Here is a 16,109-nt window from a genome sequence, read left to right as displayed (position 1 = left end):
AAATAAAAATATTCAATGCTTCTAAGAATTTTTGATTTCTATAAATTAAAGTCTTTACTTGAATCTCTATATTGCTTATTTTAAATTTCAATATAGCATGACCATTATTATTTAAAATAACCATTAAACTTTATGATGCCATAGAACTTATCACCTTTATATAATAATATTCATGAAGGTTCTAAATTATAAATCCATTAGCCCATCTATTCTTTCAACTCCCAATCCAGGGGTATCTGGAATTATCAATGCTGGAGCTTCATTTTTTATACCTCCAATAACCGGATCCTGGGCTAATAACAATGCTGTATCCAAATCAAATCTTACTATATTTTTTTTAGCACAGGCCAAATGGGCAGCAGCAGTAACACTTAATTTACTTTCTATCATACTGCCAACCATACATTCAACACCACAGGTTTCAGCTATTGCAACTATCTTGAGTGCATTATGTATCCCTCCGCATTTCATGAGCTTAATATTAATCAAATCTGCAGCTCTCATACTTAAAATCTTAAAGGCATCATATGAAGTGAAAATGCTTTCATCGGCCATTATTGGTGTCTGAACATTATCAGTAACCATTTTAAGTCCATCAATATCCCAGGCCTTTACTGGCTGCTCAATAAGTTCAATATCCAATCCTAAGTCTTCTATTTTTCTTATAATCTTTACTGCTTCTTTAGGCTGCCATCCTTGATTTGCATCTAGCCTTATTTTAATATCCTTGCCAACGGCTCGCCTTACAGCTTTAACCCTTTCTATATCTTGTTTTGAATCGGTTCCTATCTTCATTTTAAGTGCAGTAAAGCCTTGATTTATAAAGTTTAAGGCATCCTCCATCATTTCTTTTGGTTCATTTACACTTATTGTCATATCTGTTTCTATTTTATCTCTATATCCACCTAATAATTTATAGATAGGTGCTTTATAAAGCTTTCCAAACAAATCATATACAGCCATATCAACAGCTGCCTTGGCACTTGTGTTCCTAACAACAGTTTTATCTAGCTTATACATAATTCTCTCTAGGTTCTCTATTTCTTCACCAACGATAGCCTTTTCAATATTTTCCTTAATAGCTCCTATTATGGAACCTGATGTATCACCTGTAATAACTGCAGTCGGTGGTGCTTCTCCATACCCTACTTTTCCATCATCTGTTTTGACCATAATAATAATATCATCAGCTGAATCAACTGTTCTCAAGGCTGTCTTAAATGTTTTCTTGAGGGGTATACTTATTTTCTTAAGCTCAATACATTTAATTTTCATATCGTCACTCCTCCATATATTAGCTAAATTTAAAATAAAAACAGCATAGAAACCCAAGGCAAAAGATTTCTATGCTGTATTTTGCTTTTGGCCTATAATTATTTTTAAAATTTAATTATAGTGAAAAAACAAAGCAGCAAATTATATATTTAGTTAAAATCCTATAACTATATTTATAAATTTTCTATATATAACTATTCTATAAAAATTTGAATATTCCTCCTTTAAATAATGTAAAATTTAAAATTTTCAAAAAAATCTGTTTACACATATGCTTTTATTTATTCCTTCTTATTTGAACGTATTTTTTATAAGCATCCTTCCATGCAACAATAAGGGCTTTTTTTGAAGAGCCATAATATCTTTGCTCAATTTCCTCAATTAAAGGTTCTTCTCCTCTCTTCATTGAGTATCCAATAAAAATAGATTTTACAAAGTTCCTAGTTTCTTCAAGTATAGTTGAAACTCCCATATCTAAAATCATTTCACTTTCCATATCAATTATTAATGCTATAAAATAAGCATTAAACTGTGCTGTTATAGGATTATTAGTAGCGGTTTTAGAATCTCCTACAACATACAATGTCTTTTTATGATATTTGCTCATACTATCATCTCCTTAATAAAACTATTTTTTTATAATATTCTATTCTTCATTTAGATCAATATTTTTTTCAAAATGTTGATAGTCTTTGAGACTTTTCCATTCTCCTCCCCATATCCAACCTTTCTCTTTAAATGTTTTATAACAAATACTATCCTTTACTATCATTCCCTTTCTAATGTTTCCTCTATCTATGTATTGTCTCCCAGCCTTTGGTGATATTTTCTCTCCCTTTATATAAGGATTTTGAATTGGATTTATATCTATGGCTATACCGTAACTATGTTTTGACAAAGTTCCTTTTCCACCTGTGATTCCCCTAAAACAAAAAGAGGATGTATTATTGTCAGCCATTGATAAATCATCATTTGCTTCATACTCATCAATCAGTTTTATCTTCTCTATTGGAAATTTAGCATTATATAACTCTTTAAATATATCGGTAATCTCTTGGGCAATTTTTTTATGTACAATTAATTCTCCTACATGCTCCTTTTCATCAAAACCCCAATATAATACCCTTACATAAGATAAATCCTCCAGTTTAACCGGTGCCTCTTTTTTCCAAGATACCCCTTCAATTTTGTGAATAACTTCCTTTGATAGGGGTTCAAATACAAAACTATCTACAATCTCTTCTTTTATGTCTTTTCCTTCAGAAACTTTTTTCTTTTTAATCATCTTTTCATTCTCTAATACTATATTTTTTTCATTATAATCAGTAATCCTTTGTAAATTATTTTCTGATGAAGTGCTCTCGATTAAATTCAATTTGAATCCTATTAAAAAAAGAATTAATATAAATATAAATATAAATATGAATACATAAATATTCTTTGTAATTTTCATTCTATTACCTTCCTTTCATTGCGAAAATCATTAAAAAACTATAAATATTTTTATAATCCTATATTTATAATTTTACCATAATTATCTAAGGGAATTGTATAATTACCTTTTTAAAAACTAAATACTGCATATTGTTTCAAAATTTCATTGGAAATAAAATATAAACAAATTTAAACTTTAATTAAATAATTTTTTGTTTTAAATATTTATTTGCTGGGTATAATCTAATTGTATAAATAATAGACATAAATTAGTAAATTCGAAAGGAGAATAAAATATGAAAAAATACAGATGTATTCCTTGTGGTTATGAGTATGATCCAGAGGTAGGAGATCCAGATGGAGGAGTAGCACCTGGTACAGCCTTTGAAAATATTCCAGATGATTGGGTATGTCCTGTTTGTGGTGTTGGAAAAGATATGTTTGAACCCGTAGAATAGAAAAAGCGCCCTATTATAAATTTCATATTTATAATAGGGTTTTTTATATACAATCTCCCTATACCACTATTTTAAAAATAATGATAGAATATAATAAGTACTCTTTTTAATGGGGGGATTTTTTATGTCAAAACAAATAAAAGCAGATTTAGCTCTATTAGGTGTAACACTAGGGTGGGGAGCATCATTCATATTAACAAAAAATGCTTTGAATTCATTGGAAACATTTAATTTTCTTGGTATAAGATTTATAATAGCCTTTCTAATTTCATCCTTAGTGTTTTACAAAAATATGATTAAAATAGATAAAAACACTTTAAAATATGGATGTTTAATAGGTTTTGTCCTGTTTTCAGCCTTTGCAATTCAAACTATTGGTATAAACTACACAACAGCTTCTAAATCCGCTTTTATAACTGGGTTTTCAGTTGTTTTAGTTCCTATATTATCAGCTCTTTTTTTAAAAAGACTACCTGAAAGAGTTGCTGTTATAGGTGCAATTATGGCTTTAATGGGACTAGGCTTTTTAACACTTCATGGAAATTTTGGACTTAATATCGGAGATTTCTATACTTTTATTTCTGCCTTTGCCTTTGCCCTTCACATTATAACAGTTGGGAAATACACTGTAGATGTTGATTCCATTTCCCTTGCTATAATTCAAATTGGCGTAGTAGGCCTTCTAAGCCTTCTTATATCCTTTGGCTTTGAAAATACAATTATACCTAGAGGAACCGACGTATGGATAAATGTTCTGATTTTAAGTTTAATATGTACTTCAGGAGCCTTTATAGTACAAAACACTGCTCAAAAATTCACTTCACCTACTCATACAGCATTGATATACACTGGCGAACCTGTTTTTGCAGCTATTTTTGCATATTTTATATCCGGCGAAACTCTAAGTTCCAGAGGAATTTTTGGAGCCTTCTTAATACTAATGGGAATGCTTATTGCCGAAATAGACTTCACAAAATTAGTTAAAATATTTAAAAAGAAATATTCAAAAGAGAAAATACAAGAAAACTAAAATAAGAAATAGCTGAACTCAAGAGATAATCTCTTGAGTTCAATCCCATGGTCTTTCAGAATAAATAAAATCCACCATTCTGAGATGCCCTTATTATTTATATATATGAATTGGTCTATCAATAGCTCCGTGGGCTGCTTCCATAACTATCTCTGACAAGGTCGGATGAGGATGTATAGCCTTTGCCAAGTCATGGACTGTACCCTCAAGTTCCATAGTTGTTACCGCTTCTGCTATCATATCTGTTGCATGGGAAGCAATAATATGAACCCCTAAAACTTCGCCATATTGTTTGTCTGCAACTATTTTGATAAAACCACTGCTTTCTCCTTCAGCCAGTGCTTTTCCATTGGCCTTAATGGGAAAAGAGCTTACTATAATTTCATGTCCCTTTTCTTTAGCTTCTTCCTCAGTTAAACCAACAGTTCCAACCTCTGGGAAGGAATATATACAGGATGGCACTTTATCATAGTTTATTTTCTCTTCTTCTCCCATAATATTTTCTACTGCAGCAATTCCCTCAGCTGATGCCACATGGGCTAACATATATCTTCCATTGACATCACCTATGGCATATACACCTCTAATATTGGTTTCCAGTTTGTCATTAGTTACTATGCCTTTGCTGTTAATGTCTAGCCCAAGTTTTTCTAAACCTTTAGTATTTGGAATATTTCCCATGCTTATCAGTATTTTATCCGCCTCAAAAGCTTTTCTTTCTCCATTTATACTGCCAATCACTTTATTTTTATCAAATCTTTCAACACTAAAATCATATACAATGTTAATGCCACTTTTCTTTATGATTCTAGTCATTTCCTTTCTAATATCCTTATCTAACTTTCTTAGTATAGTATTAGATCTTTGGAGTATAGTGACTTTGGTTCCTAATGAATTATATAATGCAGCAAATTCAGTTCCAATAACACCTCCTCCAATAATAATAAGTTCCCTAGGAATTTCTTTTAACTCCAATATTTCCTTGCTTGTCAATACATAGTCACTTTCCATAGCTTCTTTAATTCCTTCTATATTAGGAATTCTTGGTGAAGCTCCAGTAGCTATAATAAGATTTTTTGTTTTCATTATTTCTTTATTTACCTTTAAGGTGTTTTTATCAACTATTTCCCCAAAGCCCTTTACAACATCAACACCATTTTTTTCAAGAAGAATTTTAACCCCTCCGGTAAGTTTTTTAACTACTTGGTTTTTTCTATTTTGCATTTCATTCCAGTTTATTGATACAATGCTTTTATCCTTTATATCAATGCCAAATTTCTCTGAGTTCATAATATCTTCATATACCTTGGCACTCTTTAAAAGGGTTTTTGTGGGTATACACCCATCATTTAAGCAAATTCCTCCTATATCTCCCTTTTCAATTAATACTGTTTTAGCTCCCATTTGAGCAGCTTTAATAGCTGCAACATATCCTCCTGGGCCCGATCCTAGTATAGCTATATCATATTCTCTCATAAAAATCATCTCCTTAGCTTAAAACTAAAAGCATTGGATCCCTTAGATATTCTTTTAGCTTGTTTAGAAATCTGCCGGAATCCCCGCCATCAATTACTCTATGGTCAATGGATAATGTAACTGTTAAAATATCTCTAATCACAATTTCATCATCTTCTACAACTGGTTTTTTTGTTATTTTCCCAATACCTAAAATGGCAACTTCGGGATGTTTGATTACAGGGATTCCTGCCATTGTTCCCACGGCTCCAAAATTAGTAATACTCATTGTTCCATCCTGTAATTTGTCTAAAGAAATTGTTCTATTTCTTGCTTTTTCACTAAGTTCTGATATTTCCTTTGCAAGCTCCAAGATACCTTTTTTATCGGCATCCTTTATAACTGGAACCATTAAGCCATCTGGTGTATCTGTGGCAATTCCAATATTATAATATTTTTTTAGTACTATTTCTTCTTTTTCCTCATCAAAGCTTGAATTAAATTCTGCAAACTCCTTCAAAGTCATAACTAAAGCTTTTATTATAAAGGGCATATATGTTAAATGGGCACCATTTTCCTTTGCCATTTCCTTATTTTCTTTTCTAAATTTAACAAGATTTGATACATCAATTTCTTCTATTGCCACTGCATGGGGAATAACAGTTTTTGATAAAACCATATTCTTTGCAATAGTTTTTCTAAGCATAGTCAGAGGCACTCTCTCTACCTCTCCACTAACTTTAATTTCAGGCACATCAACTTTAACTGAATTTGAAACCATTTTTTCTGCTTTTGATTCTTTTTCATTTCTTTTTTCTTCCTCACGATAAATATCTTCCTTCATAACCCTTCCTACTGGTCCGGTTCCTTTTATAGTATTTATATCTATATTCAGATCCCTTGCTAATTTTCTGGCAACAGGAGTAGCCAATACTTTTCTTTTGTTATCCTCCTCTTTGATCTTAGCTTCAGAGCTGCTCTCAATAACTTCTGAAGATACCATCAGTTCTCCTACAACACCTGAAGGATCTTCATCCCCTTCATTTACCGGCTCAACATTAAGATCCTTAGAAGGTGTTTCATTATTATTACCATCATCTATTTTAACAACTATATCACCTACATTGATAATATCTCCTTCCTCTGCCATTATTTTATTTATTTTTCCATCGGCAGGGGATGGAATTTCTGCATTTACTTTATCTGTTTCAACGGTAAATAGGGTATCTCCATCCTTAACTTCATCTCCTTCTTTAACCATCCACTGTAGTATTTTCCCTTCATGGATTCCTTCCCCAATATCTGCAAATCTGAAATCTATCATGAATTTCCACCTCCTCTAAAACTTTGCAACTTCTTTTATTTTATCCTTTATCCTGTTTTCATCAATTATAAAATGATGTTCTCCCCTTGGGAGGGGTACAATAGTATCAAAGCCAGTAATCCTTGTTGGTGGAGCTTCTAAATAAAGGAAAGCTCCTTCGTTTACAATTGAAATTAATTCTGATGAAACACTAAAAGACTTAACCGCTTCGTGGACTACAACAAATCTTCCAGTTTTCTGAACGGATTTAATAATTGTTTCCTTATCAATAGGAGAAATAGTTCTAAGATCTATTAATTCAACACTTATTCCTTGATTTTCAAGGTCCTCTATGGCCTTTTGTACCCTTTGAACTAAAGCTCCATAGGCAACTACCGTAATGTCGGTTCCTTCCTTAAGGATTTTGGCTTTTCCAATAGGTACTATATAATCATCTTCTGGAACCTCCTGTTTGAAGGCCCTGTAAATTCGTTTTGGCTCTAAAAATATAACTGGATCAGGGTCTCTAATAGCAGCTAGAAGAAGTCCCTTTGTATCGTAGGGAGTAGAAGGAATTACTGTCTTCAAACCTGGTATATGGCCAAAAATAGCTTCAAGGCTTTCTGAATGATGTTCAAGGGCACGAATCCCTCCACCATAGGGCATTCTAATAACCATAGGCAGATTATATTTTCCTCTAGACCTGTTTCTCATTCTGGCAGTATGGGCTATAATCTGATTTAATGCCGGCAATACAAAACCTGAAAACTGTATTTCAACCACTGGCTTAAGTTCATTAATAGCCATACCTATTGCACTTCCCACTATTCCCGACTCAGCTAAAGGTGTATCAAAGCATCTTTTCTTTCCATACTTTTTTTGAAGTCCCGCAGTTGCCCTAAACACACCTCCTTCAAATCCAACGTCTTCGCCGTAAACAATTACATCTTTATCTCTTCCCATCTCATAGTCTAAAGTATTTTGAACTGTATTTAAAATATTTAAAACAGCCATGTTATTTCCCTCCTTTTGCTAAATATTCTTTATACTCTTCATACTGCTCCATAAGATTTTGAGGCATCTTTTCATAGTGATATTTAAATATATCCTCCAATGGCACTTCCTTGGAATTTTCTACTTCTTTAAAGGTTTTATTTGCAAAGCTTTCATATTCTTCAATTTGTTTAGCATCTTCATCTTCACTCCATAGATTTCTATCTATCAGATATTTCTTAAATCTTATAAGAGGATCTTTCTGAGTCCAATCTTCAACTTCTTTATCATCACGATATATAGTAGGATCATCTGAAGTAGTATGAGGTCCAAGTCTATAGGTAACTGCTTCAATTAATGTTGGTCCCTGTCCACTTCTAGCCCTTTTTACAGCCTCCTTTGTGGCCGCATAAACTGCTAAAATATCATTTCCATCCACTTGTATTCCCGGTATCCCATAGCCGTGAGCCTTTTCAGCTAAAGTCTTCGTCTTTGTTTGCTCAGCCCTTGGGACAGATATTGCATATTGATTGTTTTGTATAACAACTACTAGAGGTGCATTAAAAACTGCAGCTAAGTTTATTGCTTCATGGAATTCTCCCTGGGAAGTTCCCCCATCACCTACATAAGCAAGGGTTACTTCATCTTCCCCTTTAATATTACTAGCCATGGCAATTCCTGCAGCATGATTTAATTGTGAAGCAATTGGAACAGAAACAGGAAGCATTTTTATATTCTCTGGAAATTTGCTTCCCATTTCATTTCCATACCAATAAAGATATACTTGATTTAAAGGAACTCCTTTATAAAGCCAAGCTCCCATTTCTCTAAATGCAGGGACTAACCAGTCCCTTTCCTCAATTGCAGCTGCCGAACCAATTTGAGCGGCTTCCTGACCTTTATTAGGTGCATAGGTAAGCATTCTTCCTTGTCTTTGATACTGCATGGCCTTTGTATCGGCAATTCTTGTTAGAAGCATTGTTTTATACATATTTATCAATTCATCATCTTTTATTTCCGGAACCAAATGTTCATCTATAACCTTTCCTTCTTTATTAAGAATAGCAAGGCTTTTTCCTTCCAAATAATTAAATTGTGCTGTTAACATATTTATAAAACCTCCTTTATTTATATCAATTTTTTATATAGTCTTTTGATAAGTTAAGTCTTTGTAAGTATTCTTTATTTACCCCAAGGGAAAATATTATAAACACATTTTGATAATAATTATCATTATCATTGTATTTAAAAAAGAAAACAGCCTAGAATTATATCTCGGCTGCTTCCTCTATAGTAATATCATAACCTTTTTGGATAAATGTATTTCCAATTACTTCCCAAAGTCTTTCTTTACCTTCCCGGTTTATAGAAGACACTGGTATCAGTATATCATCCTTATCCATTTTCAATGTTTTTCTGATTAAGTTGATTTGTTTTTGTTTTTGACTTCTTTTTATCTTATCTAATTTAGTGGCAACAACTATACCTCTAAATCCAAAATGTTTTATCCAATTATACATTTGAATATCTTGCTCGGTAGGTTTATGTCTAATATCTATTAATTGAATGACTTCAACTAATTTTTCCCTAGATGTAAGGTAGGTTTCTATTATTTTTCCCCATTCTTCTCTATTTTTCTTAGAAACCTTAGCATAACCATATCCAGGTAAGTCAACAAAATGAAATTCATTATTTATCATATAAAAATTAATAGTTTGTGTTTTACCAGGTGTTGAACTGGTCCTAGCAAGTTTTTTCCTGTTCAAAAGCATGTTTATAAGGGAAGATTTTCCTACATTTGATCTTCCAGCTAAAGCTATCTCAGGAATATCATCCAGTGGATATTGATTTTTACTTACAGCACTAATCATAAATTTACAGCTTCTAATTTTCATTCTGCTTGTCCTCTTTTGCTAGTGCATGCTTAAGTACCTCATCCATATGTTCTACAAGCACAAATTCTATTTTTCTTTTTACCGAATCAGGAATTTCTGTAAGGTCCTTTTCATTCTCCATAGGAAGCAATATTTTTTCAACACCTGCCCTATTGGCTGCAAGAACCTTTTCCTTTATTCCCCCTACTGGTAAAATCCTTCCTCTTAATGTTATTTCTCCTGTCATAGCAACATTCCTATAGACAGGTGTTTTTTCAAGGGCTGAAATAACAGCTGTAGCCATTGTTATACCAGCTGAAGGTCCATCTTTTGGTATTGCCCCTTCTGGTATATGAATATGTATATCATAGTTTTTATAGAAGTCTTCGTCAATATCCAATACATCTACCCTTGAACGAATATAACTAAGTCCAGCCCTTGCAGATTCCTTCATAACATCTCCAAGCTGACCAGTGAGTACCAATTTCCCAGTTCCCTTCATAGGGGTTACTTCTATAGACAAGGTGTCTCCTCCAACCCTTGTCCAAGCCAGTCCAGTAGTAATACCAACCTCATTCTTATCTCTAACCTTTTCATATCTGTACTTGGGTATTCCAAGATATTTCTTCAAACTAGTAGTATTTACTCTTACAATCTCAGATTCGTTTTCAACTATCTGTCTTGCTGCCTTACGACATATAGTAGCTAACTGTCTTTCCAAATTTCTTACACCAGATTCTCTAGTATAGTAGTTAATAATATCCCTAATAGTCTGCTCTGATACCTGTAGATTAGATTCTTCCATACCATGTTCCTTTATTTGTTTTGGCAGAAGGTATTTCTTTGCAATTACTACTTTTTCATGCTCTGTATAGCCTGAAACTTCAATTACCTCCATTCTGTCCAATAAAGGTCTTGGTATAGTACCTAAAGTATTGGCAGTAGTAATAAACATTACATTTGATAAATCAAAGGGTAGTTCAAGATAATGATCTGTAAACTCCCTATTTTGTTCTGGGTCCAATACTTCCAATAGAGCTGAAGCAGGGTCTCCTCTAAAATCACTGCTAACTTTATCGATTTCATCGAATAGAAAAACAGGATTTTTAGACCCAGCATCCTTAATAGCTGAAATAATTCTTCCCGGTATAGCTCCTATATAGGTCCTTCTATGTCCCCTTATCTCAGCTTCATCTCTTACTCCACCCAAAGACATTCTTACAAATTTTCTGTTCAATGATCTGGCTATAGACTTTGCTATGGAAGTTTTTCCTACCCCTGGAGGCCCTACTAAGCAAATAATAGGTCCCTTCATTTTCTTTGCAAGCTTTCGTATTGCAAGATATTCAAGAATTCTTTCCTTAACACTTTTCAGTCCATAGTGATCCTCTTCCAATATAGCGTTAGCTTTTTTAATATCAATAGAATCCTTTGTCTTCTTGTTCCAGGGCAAGTCTAAAATCCAGCCCACATAGGTTCTTATAACTCCACTTTCAGCAGAACCCGGAGATAATTTAGAAAGTCTGTCTATCTCTTTATACACTTTTTCTTCTACTTTTTTAGGAAGCTTTACTTTCTTAATCTTATCATACATCTCTTCAATTTCATCATCATAACCCGCATCTTCACCAAGCTCTTCTTTTATTGCTTTGAGTTGCTCCTTTAGATAATATTCTTTTTGTAATCTATTAATACGACCTCTAACCTTGGTGTTTATTTCCTTTTCAACTTCTAATATTTCTATTTCCTTTAAAAGTATTTTATAAAGAACTTCAAGTCTATCCTTAGGATCGAATGCTTCCAATATCTCTTGCTTCTGTTCTGTTTTCAAAATCATATGAGAAGCTATTACATCAGCAAGTCTCCCTGCTTCTTCTATGGAAGATATAGTAATTATTACTTCAGGAGATATTTTATTACTTACACTTACATAGTTTTCAAATGCATCCAGAACAACTCTCATCATTGCTTCAACTTCTCTATTTACCTCTTTTTCCCCAGCTTTATATTCTTCTATTTCCGCCTTGAAATACGGTTCATCCTGGCCTATATTTTTAATTCTTCCTCTACTAATTCCCTCAACTAAAACTCTAATAGCATCTCCCGGTAATTTTAGCATCTGTTTAATTTTTGAAATAGTTCCTATTTCATAAAAATCTTCTGTAGTAGGTAAATCAACATCAACTTCTTTCTGAGTAGTAAGAAATATCGTCTGATCCTTAACCATAGCCTCCTCTAAAGCCTTTATTGATTTTTCTCTACCTACATCAAAGTGAATAACCATATAAGGAAAAACAGAAAGACCTCTTAGTGGTATTAATGGCAATTCTATATTTTTATTGTTATTGTTATTTTTATTTTTTTCCATAAAACTCCCTCCTTTGTTTGAGGATTCTTTTATTAGTTAAGAAACTTGCATAATTGACATTATTAATTTTAAAATACAATATGTAGATAACTCACCTGACTCTCCCTACTGCATTTTGTATTTAAAAATTTTTTACATGTATTATGCAATTTCCTCAGTTATTATATATAGTCAAACAAACTGAAAGGTTAATTTATACATAATAAAAAGTCTAATTAATATTATTATTTTTATGATGCATAAATTAAAGTTTGACATTGTTTCACTATAGATTCCATCTGCTAAGTAAATTTAAACATATCATAGCACATTATACACAAATAAAAGACTTTTATCAATAAAAAATTCACTATTAACTTATATCTATGTAACTTTTCCTTAATAGCTAGAATCTAATAACCATTAATTAATATTATGTTTTGCATTTTTAAATGTACTTATACCTTTACATAAGTCAAATAAGCACATAATTTTCTCAAACAAACAATTTCTCCAAGTAATAAGAAAGCGAGCCACTTAGACTCGCTTATAATTATTTATTTCATTATGAAGCAGTTTCTTTATTTTTTTTCCTGTTTTTTTCATTTTTTTGTTCAGCAAGTACTAAAGTTGGTGCTATCTTCTGCTCTATTGTTTCCTTTGTTACAATACACTTTTTAATATCATCCCTTGAAGGTATGTCATACATAACATCAAGCATTGAATTTTCAAGTATACTTCTAAGGCCTCTTGCCCCTGTTTTTCTATTTAGTGCCATCTTTGCAATGGCTTCAAGAGCTTCATCTTCAAATTCTATATCTACATCGTCTAACTCAAATAATTTTTTATACTGTTTTATAAGAGCATTCTTTGGCTCAACTAATATTTTTACAAGAGATTCTTCGTCAAGTTCATTTAAGGATACTACAACGGGTACTCTACCAACAAACTCTGGTATCAAACCATATTTTAACAAATCTTCCGGTTCAATTTTTTCAAGAATTTCCCCTATATTCATTTGAGCCTTACTCTGAATATCAGCACCAAAGCCCATGGCTTTTTTTCCAATACGTTTTTCAATTATCTTCTCTATACCATCAAATGCTCCACCACAGATAAATAATATATTACCTGTATCAATTTGTATAAATTCTTGATGAGGATGTTTTCTTCCACCTTGAGGTGGTACACTTGCAACTGTTCCTTCAAGTATTTTAAGCAATGCTTGTTGTACACCTTCGCCACTTACATCACGGGTAATAGAAGGATTGTCAGTTTTTCTAGCAATTTTATCAATTTCATCTATATATATAATCCCACGTTCTGCTTTTTCAATATCAAAATCAGCTGCCTGTATAAGTTTTAATATAATATTTTCAACATCTTCTCCCACATAACCTGCTTCTGTAAGTGATGTGGCATCAGCAATAGCAAATGGAACATTTAATATCTTAGCAAGTGTTTGTGCAAGCAATGTTTTACCTGATCCTGTAGGCCCAAGTAATAATATATTGCTTTTTTGAATCTCTACCTCGTCACTTTTAACCTCTTGATCAATTCTTTTATAATGGTTATATACAGCAACAGCCATAGCTTTTTTAGCTAAATCCTGCCCTATTACATATTCATCTAAAATCTCCTTGATCTCTTTAGGTTTAGGAAGCTCAGAGGTTACAGTATCAAAATTTTCATCAAATTCTTCATGAATAATCTCCTGGCAGAGCTCTATACATTCATCACAAATATATACGTTGGGACCAGCTATTAATCTTTTAACCTGATCCTGTGATTTGCCACAAAAAGAGCATTTTAGCTTGCTTTTATTTCTGTCATCAAATCTAGACATCGCTACACCTCTCTTGTGTTATTTCCTAGAAGTAATAACTTTATCGATCAATCCATATTTTAAAGCTTCCTCAGGATCCATAAAGTTATCTCTATCAGTATCTTTAGCTATTGTTTCTAAAGGTTGCCCTGTTCTTTCACTTAATATCTTGTTAATTCTGTCTCTCATTTTTATAATTCTCTCAGCATGAATTTTAATGTCTTCTGCTTGACCTCTTGTACCACCAAGTGGTTGATGTATCATTATCTCAGAATTTGGAAGTGCAAATCTTTTACCCTTTGCACCTGAAGCTAGTAAAAATGCTCCCATACTAGCTGCCATTCCTATACAATAGGTTGCCACATCACATTTAATAAAATTCATTGTATCATAAATAGCCATACCAGAAGTAATAGAGCCACCTGGGCTATTTATGTAAAGATGGATATCTTTATCTGGGTCTTCTGCCTCTAAAAACATTAACTGGGCCACTACCAAGCTTGCTGTATGATCATTTACTTCTTCTCCTAAAAATATTATTCTTTCTTTAAGCAATCTTGAATATATATCGTAGGATCTTTCCCCACGATTAGTCTGTTCAACTACCACAGGTACTAAAGCCATATCAAACCACTCCTTATATTATACTTTATTAGGCTATTTTAGCATTTTCAACTAAGAAGTCAATAGTTTTTCTAACCTTTATATTATTTTTAATATACCCAAAGTTTTCTTCTTTAAATGACTCCTTTAATTTTTCAACTGTCATTTTATGACTTTCAGCCATTTTTTCCAATTCTTTCTCCAAGTCTTCATCAGTAGCTTCAACATTTTCTTTTTCACCAATAGCTTCTAAAGCTAAAGACGTTTTTACTCTATTGTATGCATCATCTTTCATTTGTTTTCTTAAATCTTCAATTTTGCCATTAGTAAATTCTAGATATTTTTCAAGATTTAGACCTTGATACTGTAATTGGAAGTTAAAATCCCTTAGCATATTATCTATTTCTGTCTCAACCATAGCTTCAGGTATATCAACCTCAACATTTTCTGTTACTTTATCTAAAACCTTTTCTCTAAGCTCTTTTTCAGCTCTATCTTTAGCATCTTCTTCCAGCTTAACCTTTATATCATTTTTTAATTCTTCTAATGTATCAAATTCACTTACATCCTTAGCAAATTCATCGTCAAGCTCTGGCAATTCTTTGAATTTTATTTCTTTAATATTAACTTTGAAAACTGCATCTTTACCAGCTAAGTTTTTTGCATGATAATCCTCGGGAAATGTTACTTTAACTTCTATCTCATCTCCAATATTTCCACCGATTAATTGATCTTCAAATCCAGGAATGAATTGATTTGAACCAATAACCAATGTTTGATTTTCTGCAGTTCCACCTTCAAATTGTTCTTCTCCTACAAACCCTTTGTAATCAATGATAACATTATCATCTTTTTGTACAGGTCTATCTTCAATATTAACTAAACGAGAATTCATTTCCCTCATTTTTTCTATTTCTTTTTCTAAATCCTCATCAGTTACATTATACTCAACTTTTTCTACTTCTATACCTTTATAATCACCTAGATTAACTTCTGGTTTAACAGTTACTGTGGCTGTAAATAGCAAATCTTTATCCTTCTCAATTTCTTCAATATCTATATCCGGTCTATCTACAGGTTCTAATTTATGTTCCTTAACGGCTTCATCATATTTTCCAGGAAGTACCATATTTATAGCATCTTCATAAAAAACACCTTCGCCATATTGCATTTCAATTATTTTTTTTGGAGCTTTACCTTTTCTAAAACCAGGTAAGTTGAATTTTTTTCTGTTCTTTAAATATGATTGATGAACAGCTTTTTTAAACTCTTCATTACTTACAGTGATTTGTAAAGTAACCTTATTCCCTTCTTTTTTTACCATTGTTGACTCCATTAACCTTTTTCCTCCTCTATTATAGTTTAATATTCCCATTATTAACTAAAATCGTTAAGTTTAAACTATTATAACCCTTTAATTATACCATAAAACATTATATGTATAATATTGTAATGATATAAAATTTTCTTTCCTACATTAAAACTTAATTTATACATCTTAAAAATATTCAT

At 32.1% G+C, this 16,109-nt stretch carries 14 protein-coding genes; 2 read left to right on the top strand and 12 right to left on the bottom strand.

Features of this window, described 5'->3' with window-relative positions; translation table 11 throughout:
- Positions 1–186: 186 nt before the first annotated feature.
- The 3 genes from B5X81_RS01875 to B5X81_RS01865 all read right to left on the bottom strand — a co-directional run bounded on the left by B5X81_RS01875 (position 187) and on the right by B5X81_RS01865 (position 2,728).
- Positions 187–1,275, bottom strand: a complete 1,089-nt coding sequence (locus B5X81_RS01875) for a mandelate racemase/muconate lactonizing enzyme family protein (RefSeq protein ID WP_079488927.1) — start codon at positions 1,273–1,275, stop codon at positions 187–189.
- Between the two features lie 277 nt (positions 1,276–1,552).
- Positions 1,553–1,882 (bottom strand): DUF3870 domain-containing protein, encoded by a 330-nt coding sequence (locus tag B5X81_RS01870; protein WP_079488925.1) that lies wholly within the window; start codon positions 1,880–1,882, stop codon positions 1,553–1,555.
- 39 nt (positions 1,883–1,921) lie between these two features.
- Entirely contained in the window at positions 1,922–2,728 is an 807-nt protein-coding gene (locus B5X81_RS01865) for a M15 family metallopeptidase (protein ID WP_208984961.1), read from the bottom strand.
- Positions 2,729–3,005: 277 nt separating this feature from the next.
- Here B5X81_RS01865 and rd point away from each other — a divergent pair, with 277 nt between their 5' ends.
- Positions 3,006–3,167, top strand: a complete 162-nt coding sequence (gene rd / locus B5X81_RS01860; protein ID WP_079488913.1) for a rubredoxin — start codon at positions 3,006–3,008, stop codon at positions 3,165–3,167.
- 124 nt (positions 3,168–3,291) lie between these two features.
- On the top strand, positions 3,292–4,197 hold the full coding sequence (locus tag B5X81_RS01855) for a DMT family transporter (RefSeq protein ID WP_079488912.1): 906 nt from the start codon (positions 3,292–3,294) through the stop codon (positions 4,195–4,197).
- Between the two features lie 93 nt (positions 4,198–4,290).
- Here the strand turns inward: B5X81_RS01855 and lpdA are convergent, their stop codons facing one another.
- From lpdA to tig, 9 genes are all read right to left on the bottom strand, one after another.
- Entirely contained in the window at positions 4,291–5,673 is a 1,383-nt protein-coding gene (lpdA, locus tag B5X81_RS01850; protein WP_079488910.1) for a dihydrolipoyl dehydrogenase, read from the bottom strand.
- 13 nt (positions 5,674–5,686) lie between these two features.
- Positions 5,687–6,976: a dihydrolipoamide acetyltransferase family protein gene (locus B5X81_RS01845; RefSeq protein WP_079488909.1), complete on the bottom strand. Its 1,290-nt coding sequence runs from the start codon at positions 6,974–6,976 to the stop codon at positions 5,687–5,689.
- A 15-nt stretch (positions 6,977–6,991) separates the two neighbouring features.
- Positions 6,992–7,969 (bottom strand): alpha-ketoacid dehydrogenase subunit beta, encoded by a 978-nt coding sequence (locus tag B5X81_RS01840; RefSeq protein ID WP_079488907.1) that lies wholly within the window; start codon positions 7,967–7,969, stop codon positions 6,992–6,994.
- Between the two features lies 1 nt (position 7,970).
- A complete protein-coding gene (pdhA, locus tag B5X81_RS01835) occupies positions 7,971–9,056 on the bottom strand; it encodes a pyruvate dehydrogenase (acetyl-transferring) E1 component subunit alpha (RefSeq protein ID WP_079488906.1) in 1,086 nt (361 codons plus the stop codon).
- Positions 9,057–9,216: 160 nt separating this feature from the next.
- A complete protein-coding gene (gene yihA / locus B5X81_RS01830; RefSeq protein ID WP_079488904.1) occupies positions 9,217–9,843 on the bottom strand; it encodes a ribosome biogenesis GTP-binding protein YihA/YsxC in 627 nt (208 codons plus the stop codon).
- Complete coding sequence (lon, locus tag B5X81_RS01825) at positions 9,833–12,190, bottom strand: endopeptidase La (RefSeq protein ID WP_079488903.1); 2,358 nt, start codon at positions 12,188–12,190, stop codon at positions 9,833–9,835. The genes yihA and lon overlap by 11 nt, the downstream gene beginning before the upstream one ends.
- Before the next feature lie 544 nt (positions 12,191–12,734).
- Positions 12,735–14,015, bottom strand: coding sequence for an ATP-dependent Clp protease ATP-binding subunit ClpX (clpX, locus tag B5X81_RS01820; protein ID WP_079488901.1), 1,281 nt, complete (start codon positions 14,013–14,015; stop codon positions 12,735–12,737).
- Between the two features lie 18 nt (positions 14,016–14,033).
- Entirely contained in the window at positions 14,034–14,618 is a 585-nt protein-coding gene (gene clpP, locus B5X81_RS01815; protein WP_079488900.1) for an ATP-dependent Clp endopeptidase proteolytic subunit ClpP, read from the bottom strand.
- A 28-nt stretch (positions 14,619–14,646) separates the two neighbouring features.
- The gene (gene tig, locus B5X81_RS01810) at positions 14,647–15,933 is read right to left on the bottom strand and encodes a trigger factor (protein WP_079488898.1); all 1,287 of its coding nucleotides are present in this window, start codon (positions 15,931–15,933) and stop codon (positions 14,647–14,649) included.
- Positions 15,934–16,109: the final 176 nt, after the last annotated feature.

The organism is Maledivibacter halophilus (assembly GCF_900167445.1).
Lineage (GTDB): Bacteria > Bacillota > Clostridia > Peptostreptococcales > Caminicellaceae > Maledivibacter > Maledivibacter halophilus.
Note: the sequence above shows the minus strand (reverse complement) of the source record. Positions and strands in the feature narration are given on the sequence as shown.